The organism is Serratia sp. KH_031, assembly GCF_057839655.1.
The window spans coordinates 4,799,671-4,813,220 of sequence record NZ_CM174496.1; the positions used below are offsets into that span (position 1 = coordinate 4,799,671).

The following is a 13,550-nucleotide window of genomic DNA, read 5'->3' on the forward strand; positions in this document are numbered from 1 at the left end:
TAGGAATACAACTGATGTGTGGAATTGTAGGCGCAGTAGCGCAACGTGATATCGCAGAAATCTTGTTAGAAGGCTTACGCCGCCTTGAGTACCGTGGTTATGACTCTGCCGGTTTGGCAGTGATCGAAACCGCGGGTAACGTCAATCGTTTACGCCGCGTGGGTAAAGTTGCCAAACTGGCGGAAGCGGTAGAGCAACAACCTTTGCACGGTGGTACCGGCATCGCTCACACTCGTTGGGCAACGCACGGTGAACCGACAGAAGCAAACGCTCACCCGCATGTTTCTAGCCATATTACTGTGGTGCATAACGGAATCATCGAAAACCACGAGCCCCTGCGTGAACTGCTGATCGAACGTGGTTATCGCTTTGCCTCAGAAACCGATACTGAAGTGATTGCTCACTTGGTGCATTGGGAGCAACAACAGGGCGGTACGTTGTTGGAAGTGGTACAACGCGTGATCCCACAACTGCGCGGCGCATACGGTGCGGTAGTGATGGATAGCCGCGATCCAAGCTTGCTGGTGGCCGCGCGTTCTGGCAGTCCGTTGGTGATTGGTCGTGGTGTCGGCGAAAACTTCCTCGCCTCTGACCAATTGGCACTGTTGCCAGTAACTCGTCGCTTTATCTTCTTGGAAGAGGGCGATTTGGTCGAAATGACCCGTCGCGAAGTAAAAATTCTGGATAAACAAGGTAATGAGGTTGAACGCCCAGAGATTGAATCTCAGGTGCAATACGACGCGGGTGATAAAGGTGCGTACCGTCATTACATGCAAAAAGAGATCTACGAACAGCCATTGGCGTTGAAAAACACGCTGGAAGGGCGTTTCAGTCAGGGTCAGATCAATCTCAGTGAACTGGGGCCGCGTGCCGATGAGCTGCTGGCGAAAGTGAAGCACGTACAAATCATTGCTTGTGGAACTTCTTACCACTCCGGCATGGTGGCGCGTTATTGGTTCGAGGCACTGGCTGGTATTCCTTGTGATGTGGAGATCGCTTCTGAATTCCGTTATCGCAAATCTGCTGTGCGTCCGGGCAGTTTGATCATCACCCTGTCGCAATCCGGCGAAACCGCCGATACCTTGGCTGCGCTGCGTTTGGCGAAAGAGTTGGGCTATCTCGGCTCGCTGGCGGTATGTAACGTGGAGGGCTCTTCGCTGGTGCGTGAATCTGACTTGGCGCTGATGACCAAAGCGGGTACTGAGATTGGCGTTGCCTCCACCAAAGCCTTCACCACTCAACTTACCGTGCTGTTGATGCTGGTGGCGCGTCTTGGCCGCCTGAACGGCATGGATGAAAGCGTAGAGCACGATATTGTTCACGGTTTGCAGGCGCTGCCAGCGCGTATTGAGCAAATGCTGTCACTGGACAAAAGTATTGAAGCGTTGGCAGAAGGTTTCTCCGACAAGCATCACGCACTATTCCTTGGCCGTGGCGATCAGTACCCGATCGCGATGGAAGGGGCGCTGAAGCTGAAAGAGATCTCTTATATCCACGCCGAAGCCTATGCCGCTGGTGAACTGAAACACGGACCATTGGCGTTGATTGATGCCGATATGCCGGTCATTGTGGTCGCGCCAAACAACGAGTTGTTGGAAAAACTGAAATCCAACATCGAAGAAGTTCGCGCACGTGGCGGCCAGCTATATGTGTTTGCCGATCAGGATGCAGGTTTTGTCAGCAGCGAAGGGATGACTATTATCCCACTGCCGCATGTGGAAGATATTGTGGCTCCGATCTTCTACACCGTGCCATTGCAGTTGCTGTCTTACCACGTAGCGCTGATCAAAGGTACCGACGTTGACCAACCGCGTAACTTGGCGAAATCGGTTACTGTGGAATAAAACGATAGTAGCCCGTTAATACAACGGGCTACTTTTGCGACAAAATCCTTCTCTCTTAAGCCTACCTAATTTATCATCGGTCTAATTGTGGTTATCCCTTTTAACCGAGAATATGTTGCATGAAATCAGCTCTTAGTTTTGATTTTCTTGAACAATTTAAAGAACAAAGTCTGGCTCTACGGTTGCTACGTTCACAGAATTTTTCATTGATCGCCAGTTTTTTCCATCAGGTTTTTGTGGTGCCCAATCGTCGTAGTGTGCCTTATCAAGAACTGATCGGCTTGTTAGAGCAACATCTATTCGATATTACCGATAGCTACGGTGAGAATAAATATCCCAAAGATGCTCGTGCTTATCTGGATGATTGGATTAATGCTAAAGGCGGCTATTTACGTAAATATCTACCACAACATACCGATGAACCTGAGTGTGATCTGCTACCCGAAATAGAAAAAGCGCTGCGCTGGCTTGAGGATATGCAAAGCCGGCAATTTGTTGGCACAGAGTCACGATTGAAGCTGTTACTTGAATTAATTAACGAATTAGTTCAAGGAACCAGTGAGGATCGTACTGCTAAATTAATGACGCTGAAAACACGCAAAGCGGAAATAGAGCAAGCCATCATAGCCGTAGAACTAGGGCAAGACAGTGGATTTTCCGCCACTCAGGTTCGGGAGCGCTTATTCCTACTGGCAGATATGTCACGTCAATTATTAGGGGACTTCCGTCAGGTAGAGGCTAATTTCCGCACACTGGATAAAGATACGCGAAAAACCATTAGCTTAAGTGGTGGGCATAAAGGTGAAGTTCTGGATCAGGTATTCAGCCATCAGGATGTTATTGATAATTCCGATGAAGGGCTATCCTTTGGTGCATTTTTTGAATTATTAATGACACCCCAATTACGTGATGGCATGAGATATAACCTGCAAGCACTGCTTGAACATGAGCAGGGGCAAGCATTTATTCGGCAGGATCAATTATTGACCCATCTTTATGGTTATTTACTGGATGCCGGTTCTAAAGTGAATGCCACTCGCCAGCAGATAACCGATCAGTTACGCCGTTATATTCAGGAACAATCACAGGATAACCGGCGTATTCTGGAAATCATCCGTGAATTTGAAGTGGGTGCCCATCGTTACAGTGAATTACATGAAATAGAAAAGCAGACCGAATTTGCCACAGTGGCGGGGATTCAGGCTGATATCAATCCATTATTCAGCCGCCAGCTTTATCAAACCCAGGGCAGTGAGCAGCTTGATTCTCAGTTAGAGAGTGGTGAAAGTACCCCCGAGGTCGATCTGACCCAGTTACTGGCCGTGAGTCACATCAATGAACAGCAATTGCAACGGCAAATCAGCCAGTGCCTGCTTGATTATCAAGGGCAAGTTACCCTAGCGCAGGTTATTGAACATTATCCCATCCAGTTTGGCTTAGATGAAGTGCTCACTTATATCAAACTGGCCTGTGAACAGGTATTACCTGCGCATATTGACGATAGCCAGCAACAAACTATTCATTGGCAACCGGAGCCCGGTTTGACACGTCTATTACGTATCCCGTCAGTGACGTTTATCAGGAGTGTTTGATTTATGTCTGATATCACCTCGACCAGCATCTTCAGTGAACAAACCCAGCGAGAGTTTTCGGCGATATTAATTCGTTTACTAAAAGGGCCACTGTATCGCACCCGCCATCGCGATTTATGGGAAATACTGCTGCGAGATCAACAAGCAGTACGCGATTATTTCCAGCCTTTAGGTTTGACACTGACGTTGGATGATGCGGAAGGTTATGCATTTTTAGTGCAACAATTACCGACGGAAGATGAAGTTGAATTACCCCGCTTGATTGCCCGCCGTAGCCTGACGTTTTCACAAACATCGTTATTGGTCGCGCTGCGTAAACGTCTGGCTGAGCATGACAGTGAGGAGAGTTCTCCGCGTCTTATCGTCAGCCGCCAAGAAATGCATAACTGGTTACAACTTCATGAGGTTGAGGTCAGTAATGAAGTGAAACAACAGCGTGAATTCGATGCATTGATTAAAAAAGTGGCGGAAATGGGGTTTATCTCGGTATTGCCAAACCATCAAGACGAGTTTGAAGTACAACGTATTATCAAAGCCATGGTCAGTGCTGAGCAAATTACCGAGTTTACTCAGTTACTCAACCAGAAAAACCAAGACATGGAGGTCAATGATGACGAATCAAAACGTTGAGTCCACCACTACGGCGCTGGGTGGCTTTCGCCTGACCCGGTTGGAAGTGCTGAATTGGGGAACCTTTGATCAAAAAGTCTGGCATTTGGAACTTGATGGCGATAACAGCTTACTCACTGGCAATATTGGTAGTGGTAAGTCCACGTTGATTGACGGACTCACGACCTTATTAGTTCCTACCCGTAAATTGGCATTTAATAAAGCCGCTGGTGCTGAAGAAAAAGAACGCTCATTGGAATCCTATTTTCAGGGTTATTACACCTCGCAACAGGATGATTACGGTAAAGCGCGTGCTATCGGTTTACGTAACGGTAACCATTACAGCGTATTGTTGGCAGATTTTTACTCGGCGGCGATCAGTCAATCCGTCACGCTGGCGCAGGTATTTTGGCTGAAACCGGGGGAGAAAAAAGTCCGGCGGTTATTTGTGGTGGCGGACGCTACGCTGTCCATTGCGCGTGACTTCTCAAGTTTTGGTAGCAAAATTAATGAATTAAGAAAAAACCTACGTAAACACGCCGGATTGGAGTTGTTTGATAGCTTCGGTCTATATCAACAAGCGTTCAGTAAAAGATTGGGGCTGGGGAGTGACGGACGAGCACTGGAGTTGTTTAACCAGACTATTTCTATGAAATCGGTGGGTTCAGTCACCGATTTTGTCCGGCAAAATATGCTGACTCAACCAGACATTGAGAGCCAGATTGTCGAATTAGAGCGTAATTATGACGATCTGAAACGTTTACATGATGCAGTGGTCGCCGCACGCAAGAAAGTGATGTTACTGGAGCCGGTTAGCCGTTTTGGTGAAGAAGCACTCGAGGCAGCACGAGAGAAAGATAGTTATAACCGCTGTCGGGATGTGACGGATCCCTACATAGCCAGCCTGGCGGTGCCGCTGTATCAAGCCAGACTCAATAAGCAACAACAGGCCCAAGAAAAACTGCGTATCAAACTGACAGAGCTTTCTAACCTGTTTGGTGAACAGCAACAGCAGATTGCTCAGCTCAATGATGACATTCTCCATAATGGCGGTGGTCGTTTGCAGCAGTTGCAGTCAGAGATTAGCCGTCTGGGACAAGAGCGTGATACTCGGCGCCAGCATTTTGGTCGTTACCAAAATCTGGTGTTGCCATTGGGGTTGGATGATCGTCTGGAGGTTGATGCCTTTGTTGCTAATTTGGCTCAAGCGAAAGAACACTCAGAGGATTTAGCGCAACAGTTGGATCAGCAAGAACAGCAGCGTGACGAATTGAAACTGACGTTGCGGCAACAGCAAACAGACCAACAGAAACTGGCCGATGAACTTCAAGCACTCAAAAAACGTCAATCGAATATTCCGTTGAAGCAGTTGGATATTCGTGAAAAGTTGTGTGAAACACTCGGTGTTAAAGAGAGTGAATTACCGTTTGTCGGGGAGTTGCTGCAAGTTAAAACCGGTGAGCAACGTTGGCAGGGGGCGATTGAGCGCGTGTTGCACAATTTTTCCCTCAGCTTACTCGTTCCAGATCAACGTTATACTGAAGTTTGTGATTTTATTGAAAATACCCACTTAGGTGCGCGTTTAGTTTATTACCGAGTTAAAGAGAGCCGTGATTATCTGGCGACTCAGGTCGAGGCTGATTTTCTGCCGGGGAAAGTGGAGATCAAACCGGACAGTAATTTCTATCCTTGGTTAGATAAAGAATTAAAACAGCGCTTTAACTACCAGTGCTGTGAAACGCTGAATGAATTTCGCCGCAGTGAGAAAGCGATTACTCCCAACGGGCAGGTTAAGTCCGGCCCAGCACGGCATGAAAAAGACGATCGTCATTCCATGCAGGATAAAAGCCGCTATGTACTGGGTTGGAGTAATAAAGAGAAAATCCAGTTATTGGCCGCACAGTTCAGTCAGTTGCAGCAACAAGCCAGTGCAGTGCAAAAGCAATTGGATCAACAGCAACAGCAACGAGAAACATTGGATACTTTGCGGCGTAATGCTTTGAATCTGGCCGATTTTGATCTCAGTTTCGAACAGATTAACTGGCCGCAACTCAGTCAACAAATTGAATCATTGCAACAGCAATACACCCAGTTGGAACAGGCTTCTGATCAGCTTCAGACATTACAACGGACATTACAAGAAACCAAACAAGCACTTAATCAAACTCAGCAGCAACGCGATCAAGCGTTAAGTGAATCCGGTAAATTAGACGGTGACATCGAAATGCTTGGTTTGGCATTGCAACAGCAACAAACGCTAGCGCAAAGTCTCTCATCGCAAGAGCAGGAAAGTTATTATCCGGCGCTGGAAAGTGTATTCCGCCAGTATGGTGCCTACGATAATTTGCGTATTGAGATGTTGCCTAATCAGGCTAGCCTGTTGCGCGGTAAACTGAATGAGAAGATCCAACATCTGGAAGAAAAACGCAGCCGTAAAGAAAGTCAGATGATTAAGGCGATGAGTGATTTTGCCCATACCTTCCCTAATGATGTGGTCGAATTGGATCAAAGCCCACAGGCGTTGCCGGAATATCAGGCGATGCTCAGCCAGTTACAACAAGAAGATCTGCCACGGCATGAAGCACGTTTTAAAGAGATGCTTAACCGCGACACCATTCGCGCTATGGCGTTATTCCGCAGCCAACTGGATAAACAAGAAGAAGAAATCAATGCGCGTACCCAACTGATTAATAACTCATTGCGTGGATTGGATTATCAGCCGGGTACCTATATTGAAGTCGATAGTGTGGCTTCTCCCGATGTTGATATTCGTGAGTTCAAACAACGCCTGAAACAATGCGTCGAATACAGCACCGATGACAGCCTTTATTCAGAGCAAAAATTTGAACAGGTAAAATCCCTGATCGAACAGATGCGTAATGAACCTAAATGGACGCAGAAAGTGGTGGATGTACGTTATTGGCATCTGTTTAACGTCATCGAACGTTACCGGGAAGATAACAGCGAAAAAGAGTGTTATTCCGATTCTGGTGGTAAATCTGGTGGGCAAAAAGAGAAGTTGGCTTATTCGATACTCGCTGCTGCGATCCTGTTGCAATATCGGCTGGTGGATAATGAAGAGCATGGCAACACCCGTCGTCGCCGTTTTAATTTAGTGGTGATTGACGAAGCATTTGCGCGTGGCTCCAAAGACAGTACCCGCTTTGGACTTGAGCTATTCAAGAAATTGGGTTTGCAGATTTTACTGGTGACACCGCTGCAAAAGCTGGACGTTATTGAGCATTATGTTAGCCATGTACATTTTGTCGATCAGAAAAATAATCGCTCCATGGTGCTCAATATGACTATCGAAGAGTATCGCGAACGCATACAACAGCACCAAGCATTGCAGCAGTACGGTTCGATGGTGAAGGAAATCAGTTATACCCGTCATACTTGAAGCTGCATCTTTGTTGGCTGCTCTCACTCACCCGAATCACTTACTGGCGTAAGCTCATCGGGATTATGCAAAGCACCCTACGGGCCAGCGCAAGCGCTGTTCAAAAAGGCTGGAGCCTTTTTGTGATGCAACTCCAATTATTTTGGGTATAAATTATGTTAGAAATTAAAGCACTCAAGCAGAAGTTGAGTAAAAAATGGCTGAATTTCACTTTTCATAAAACTTGGCTCAGCAATGAATCCCTGTTTCCTTACCGGGTACCGTTATCGAAACTGACGGATAAACAATTGCTGCATGGTTTTACGGAGTTGCACCTGCAACTGGGGCAGTTTCGTGCGGGTTTGTGTGACGTTAAAGATGTGACCGTCATTGAGCAGGAGTTTCAGTTTGCTACCATGGGCAGACAACGGCTCCCCATCGCCGTTGAATTTGCCAATATTGAGGCATTGACTCGTTTTCTCGGTTGTTGGCAGCAGTGGCAAGCTTTTGTTTCAGACGTCGAACGCTTGCAACGGGCTTTTCCTGCCCTGATGACCCAGCTTGGTAATGCCGCGCCTCTGATTGATAAATATCAGGGACGTTGGCCTGAATTGATTGCGGTGTGCCAGTTCTTTCTCACCCACCCGCGCCCCGGCGTTTATATTCGCCAACTGGATATCCCGGGTATCGACAGTAAATTTATTGAAGTACATAAAAGCATCTTGAAAACGTTGCTTGATAATCTGCTATCAGAAGGCGATATCAATCATCATTTTCAGAGCCTGAGTGAGCACGGATTCGAACAACGATTTGGCCTACGCTATGAACTGCCACAGGTGCGCTTTCGGTTATTAGATCCTATGTTATCGGCTGAGTTGGGGGGATTACGTGATCTGACCATACCGATTGATGAGTTTGCCAAACTGGACTTGTTACTGGATCGGGTTTTTATTACTGAAAATAAGGTCAATGGCTTGGCATTTCCGCCAGTCAAAAACGCGCTGGTGGTTTTCGGGCTAGGGTATGGCGTGCAGATGCTTAAGCAAGTGTCTTGGCTTAATGATTGCCAAATCCTCTATTGGGGCGATATCGACAGCCACGGCTTTGCCATTTTGTCGCAATTGCGTGGTTATTTTCCGCATACCCGTTCGTTGTTAATGGATGAAATGACATTATTGCAATGCCGTGACGTTTGGGGAGAAGAACCCGCCAACCATGTTCACTCCGCCGCTTTCCTACCACAGCTCTCTGAAAATGAACTGCAATTATATCAACAGATAAAAAGCGATCACTGGCAGGTACGTTTACGTCTGGAGCAAGAGCGGATACCTTTTCGTTTATTGGAACTGGTTTTGCAAACGATGTAATAACAATGAGTTAAGCGAATAAATTGTTTGTTGTCATATAACTGTAATATTTCATACATTTTTCTGTCACTAAACTGTCCTATTTTCCCTCCTGCAACAATACTTACTCTGATGAAAAACGACCCTAGGTCGATTCTAAATATCCCATTAGGAGGGATTATGAAACTGATGCGTACCACCGTCGCCAGTATTGTGGCAGCGACATTCTCTTTGGCCTCTGTGTCTGCATTCGCTGCTGCTAGCCTGACCGGTGCAGGTGCGACATTCCCCGCTCCGGTTTATGCCAAGTGGGCAGATTCTTATCAGAAAGAAACCGGCAACAAAGTTAACTATCAGGGGATCGGTTCCTCGGGTGGCGTGAAGCAAATCATTGCTAACACCGTTGACTTTGGTGCTTCCGACGCCCCACTAACTGACGAAAAATTGGCAGCCGATGGCCTGTTCCAATTCCCTACCGTGATCGGTGGCGTGGTTCTGGCCGTTAACATTCCGGGCATCAAATCTGGCGAACTGACTTTAGATGGTCAGACCCTGGGCGATATCTACTTGGGTAACGTGAAAAAATGGAATGACCCAGCTATCGTTAAACTGAACCCGAACGTGAAACTGCCGGATCAGAACATTGCGGTAGTGCGTCGTGCCGATGGCTCAGGCACTTCATTCGTGTTCACCAGCTACCTGTCTAAAGTGAATGCGCAGTGGAATGAGAAAATAGGTAAAGGTTCTACAGTTAACTGGCCAACCGGTCTGGGTGGTAAAGGCAACGACGGTATTGCCGCGTTCGTACAACGTCTGCCGGGCTCTATCGGTTATGTTGAATACGCTTATGCTAAACAGAACAATTTGGCTTATACCAAGCTGATTTCTGCCGACGGCAAAGCGGTGAGTCCGACAGAAGAGAACTTCAGTGCTGCGGCGAAAGACGTAGATTGGAGCAAGACCTTCGCTCAGGACTTGACCAACCAGAAAGGTGACCATGCTTGGCCAATCACCTCTACTACTTTCATTCTGGTGCACAAAGATCAGAAGAAACCAGAGCAAGGCGCTGAAGTGTTGAAGTTCTTTGACTGGGCTTACAAGAATGGCGGCAAGCAAGCGAGCGATTTGGATTACGCCACGCTGCCTGATTCGGTCATTGAACAAGTTCGTGCAGCTTGGAAAACCAACATTAAAGATAGTTCAGGTAAGGCTCTCTACTAATATACCCGTTAGGGTATAACTTCAAGGTGCGGTACATACCGCACCTGCATTAAAACGCTTCAATTAGAAAGAAGAGTAATCTATGGCTGTGTCTAGTAAGCCGACCATTAAAGCACCGAGTAAGAATGGTGATCTCATCTTCAGCGCGTTAGTTAAACTGGCGGCGCTGATTACCTTATTGCTGCTAGGCGGCATTATCGTTTCGCTGATTTTCGCCTCTTGGCCGAGCATACAGAAATTCGGTTTTTCCTTCCTGTGGACCAAAGAGTGGGATGCTCCCGCTGAACAATTTGGTGCGCTGGTACCGATTTACGGCACCGTCGTTACGTCACTGATTGCACTGATTATCGCTGTGCCAGTGAGTTTTGGTATCGCCCTGTTCCTGACCGAATTAGCACCAGCCTGGCTGAAACGCCCGCTGGGTGTGGCTATTGAGCTGTTAGCGGCGATCCCAAGTATTGTTTACGGCATGTGGGGGTTGTTCGTCTTCGCCCCGTTATTCGCCGAATATTTCCAAACGCCTGTTGGCAACGTGCTCTCGGGTATTCCAATCGTCGGTGAATTGTTCTCTGGCCCGGCCTTCGGTATCGGTATTCTGGCCGCTGGGGTGATCCTGGCCATCATGATTATTCCTTACATCGCTGCGGTAATGCGCGATGTGTTTGAACAAACCCCAGTGATGATGAAAGAGTCAGCCTACGGTATCGGCTGCACCACTTGGGAGGTTATCTGGCGTATCGTGCTGCCATTCACCAAAAATGGTGTGATTGGCGGCGTGATGTTGGGTCTGGGGCGCGCGCTGGGGGAAACCATGGCGGTGACCTTTATCATCGGTAACACCTACCAACTCGACAGTGCTTCGCTGTATATGCCGGGTAACAGTATCACCTCTGCGCTGGCCAACGAATTCGCCGAAGCGGAATCTGGCGTGCATACCGCGGCGCTGATGGAGCTGGGTCTGATTCTGTTTGTTATCACCTTTATCGTTCTGGCGCTGTCGAAGCTGATGGTGATGCGCTTAGCTAAGAACGAGGGACGCTAACGTGGCGACGATGGATATGCAACATAACGTAGAACTGGCAAACTCGCGCCGCAAAATGCAGGCTAAACGCCGCATGATCAACCGTTTGGCGCTGCTTATGTCGATGGCAACCATGGCCTTTGGTCTATTCTGGCTGGTGTGGATTTTGTTCTCCACCATCACCAAGGGCATCGATGGTATGTCGTTGGCACTGTTTACTGAAATGACTCCGCCGCCAAATACGGCGGGTGGTGGTTTGGCTAACGCCATCGCCGGTAGCGGCTTGTTGATTCTGTGGGCAACTATCTTTGGTACCCCGCTGGGCATCATGGCCGGCATCTACTTGGCGGAATACGGTCGTAAGTCTTGGTTGGCGGAAATCATCCGTTTTATCAACGACATTTTGCTGTCTGCACCGTCCATCGTGGTGGGCCTGTTCGTCTACACCATCGTAGTGGCGAAGATGGAGCACTTCTCCGGTTGGGCAGGCATCATCGCGCTAGCGCTGTTACAAGTGCCGATCGTGATTCGAACGACCGAGAACATGCTCAAATTGGTGCCGGATACGCTGCGTGAAGCGGCTTACGCACTGGGTACACCGAAGTGGCGCATGATCTCAGCCATCACGCTGAAAGCCTCGGTGTCAGGCATCATTACCGGTGTGCTGTTAGCAATAGCGCGTATTGCCGGGGAAACCGCCCCACTGCTGTTCACCTCGCTGTCGAACCAGTTCTGGAGCACCGATCTGATGCAGCCGATCGCTAACTTGCCGGTGACCATTTTCAAATTTGCGATGAGCCCGTTTGCCGAATGGCAGCAACTGGCTTGGGCCGGGGTGCTACTGATCACCCTGTGCGTACTGTTACTGAACATTCTGGCGCGTGTCATTTTCGCCAAGAAAAAGCATTCATAAAAATTTAAGCGCTACTTCGGCGGCGCGGTAAAAAGAGAGAAGTCTTGATGAGTATGGTTACTGACGCTTCCAGCAGCAAAATCCAGGTACGCGATCTGAACTTTTACTATGGCAAATTCCATGCGCTGAAAAACATTACGCTGGATATCGCTAAAAACAAAGTGACCGCGTTTATTGGCCCATCTGGCTGCGGCAAGTCTACTTTGCTGCGTACTTTCAACAAGATGTACCAGCTATACCCAGAGCAACGTGCAGAAGGCGACATCCTGTTGGATGGTGAAAACATCCTGACTGATAATCAGGACATCGCCCTGCTGCGTGCCAAAGTCGGCATGGTGTTCCAAAAGCCGACGCCGTTCCCGATGTCGATTTACGACAACATCGCTTTTGGCGTGCGTTTGTTCGAGAAACTGTCGCGTGCTGATATGGACGAGCGTGTGCAGTGGGCGCTGACTAAAGCGGCGCTGTGGAATGAAACCAAAGATAAATTGCACCAGAGCGGTTACAGCCTGTCCGGTGGTCAGCAACAGCGCCTGTGTATCGCGCGGGGTATCGCTATTCGTCCAGAAGTCTTGTTGCTGGATGAACCTTGCTCGGCATTGGACCCAATTTCCACCGGTAAAATTGAAGAGCTGATCAGCGAATTGAAGTCTGATTACACCGTGGTTATTGTGACTCACAATATGCAGCAGGCAGCTCGTTGTTCTGACTCTACGGCGTTTATGTATCTGGGGGAACTGATTGAGTTCAGTGATACTGATACCCTGTTCACTGCGCCACAGAAGAAGCAGACCGAAGATTACATTACTGGCCGTTATGGTTGATTAGGATGCATCATGGATAATCTGAATTTAAACAAGCACATTTCCGGCCAGTTCAACGCAGAACTCGAGCACATCCGTACCCAGGTTTTGACCATGGGCGGGCTGGTGGAACAGCAACTGACCGACGCGATCACTGCGATGCACAACCAAGATGGTGAGCTGGCAAAACGGGTGATCGAGGATGATAAAAAGGTCAATATGATGGAAGTCGCGATTGATGAAGCCTGCGTGCGCATCATCGCTAAACGCCAGCCGACCGCCAGCGATTTGCGTTTGGTGATGGCGATCATCAAAACCATTTCCGAGCTGGAACGTATCGGAGATGTTGCCGACAAGATTTGTCGCACCGCGCTAGAGAAGTTCTCGCAGCAGCATCAGTCATTGCTGGTGAGCCTGGAGTCGCTGGGGCGTCACACGGTGCGAATGCTGCATGATGTGCTGGATGCTTTTGCGCGCATGGATCTGGATGAAGCTATTCGTATCTATCGTGAAGATAAAAAGGTCGATCAGGAATACGAAGGTATCGTGCGTCAGTTGATGACACACATGATGGAAGATCCACGTACCATCCCTAGCGTGTTAACTGCGTTATTCTGTGCCCGTTCGATCGAACGTATCGGCGATCGTTGCCAGAATATCTGCGAATTTATCTTCTACTTCGTCAAAGGTCATGATTTCCGGCATCTCGGCGGCGATGATTTGGAGTCACTGCTGGAAGAGAACGTGAAAAAAGCCGATAAAAACAAAAAGTAATCGACTAGGAAATCTGGTAAAGGCGCAGGGAATGAACTGCGCCTTTAC

10 protein-coding genes are annotated in these 13,550 nt (G+C 48.2%); all 10 read left to right on the forward strand.

The annotated features are described in order from the left end of the window. The first annotated feature begins 14 nt into the window (after positions 1-14). The 10 genes from glmS to phoU all read left to right on the forward strand — a co-directional run bounded on the left by glmS (position 15) and on the right by phoU (position 13,502). On the forward strand, positions 15-1,844 hold the full coding sequence (gene glmS / locus AC3ISQ_RS21735) for a glutamine--fructose-6-phosphate transaminase (isomerizing) (protein ID WP_489349875.1): 1,830 nt from the start codon (positions 15-17) through the stop codon (positions 1,842-1,844). A 119-nt stretch (positions 1,845-1,963) separates the two neighbouring features. After that, on the forward strand, positions 1,964-3,436 hold the full coding sequence (locus AC3ISQ_RS21740) for a DUF3375 domain-containing protein (RefSeq protein ID WP_489349877.1): 1,473 nt from the start codon (positions 1,964-1,966) through the stop codon (positions 3,434-3,436). A gap of 3 nt (positions 3,437-3,439) precedes the next feature. Beyond that, on the forward strand, positions 3,440-4,066 hold the full coding sequence (locus AC3ISQ_RS21745) for a DUF4194 domain-containing protein (RefSeq protein ID WP_489349879.1): 627 nt from the start codon (positions 3,440-3,442) through the stop codon (positions 4,064-4,066). Next, entirely contained in the window at positions 4,044-7,445 is a 3,402-nt protein-coding gene (locus AC3ISQ_RS21750; protein WP_489349881.1) for an ATP-binding protein, read from the forward strand. Before AC3ISQ_RS21745 ends, AC3ISQ_RS21750 begins: the two co-directional genes overlap by 23 nt. A 155-nt stretch (positions 7,446-7,600) precedes the next feature. Then, positions 7,601-8,791, forward strand: a complete 1,191-nt coding sequence (locus AC3ISQ_RS21755) for a Wadjet anti-phage system protein JetD domain-containing protein (RefSeq protein WP_489349883.1) — start codon at positions 7,601-7,603, stop codon at positions 8,789-8,791. Positions 8,792-8,950: 159 nt separating this feature from the next. Next, on the forward strand, positions 8,951-9,991 hold the full coding sequence (gene pstS / locus AC3ISQ_RS21760) for a phosphate ABC transporter substrate-binding protein PstS (RefSeq protein ID WP_489349885.1): 1,041 nt from the start codon (positions 8,951-8,953) through the stop codon (positions 9,989-9,991). A gap of 82 nt (positions 9,992-10,073) precedes the next feature. Beyond that, positions 10,074-11,033, forward strand: a complete 960-nt coding sequence (gene pstC / locus AC3ISQ_RS21765) for a phosphate ABC transporter permease PstC (RefSeq protein ID WP_489349887.1) — start codon at positions 10,074-10,076, stop codon at positions 11,031-11,033. A gap of 1 nt (position 11,034) precedes the next feature. Next, entirely contained in the window at positions 11,035-11,925 is an 891-nt protein-coding gene (pstA, locus tag AC3ISQ_RS21770) for a phosphate ABC transporter permease PstA (RefSeq protein ID WP_489349889.1), read from the forward strand. 53 nt (positions 11,926-11,978) lie between these two features. Further along, complete coding sequence (pstB, locus tag AC3ISQ_RS21775; RefSeq protein WP_489353438.1) at positions 11,979-12,749, forward strand: phosphate ABC transporter ATP-binding protein PstB; 771 nt, start codon at positions 11,979-11,981, stop codon at positions 12,747-12,749. Between the two features lie 12 nt (positions 12,750-12,761). After that, positions 12,762-13,502 carry a phosphate signaling complex protein PhoU gene (gene phoU, locus AC3ISQ_RS21780; protein ID WP_489349891.1) on the forward strand — a complete coding sequence of 247 codons (741 nt, stop codon included), beginning with the start codon at positions 12,762-12,764 and terminating at the stop codon, positions 13,500-13,502. The last annotated feature ends 48 nt before the right edge of the window (positions 13,503-13,550 follow it).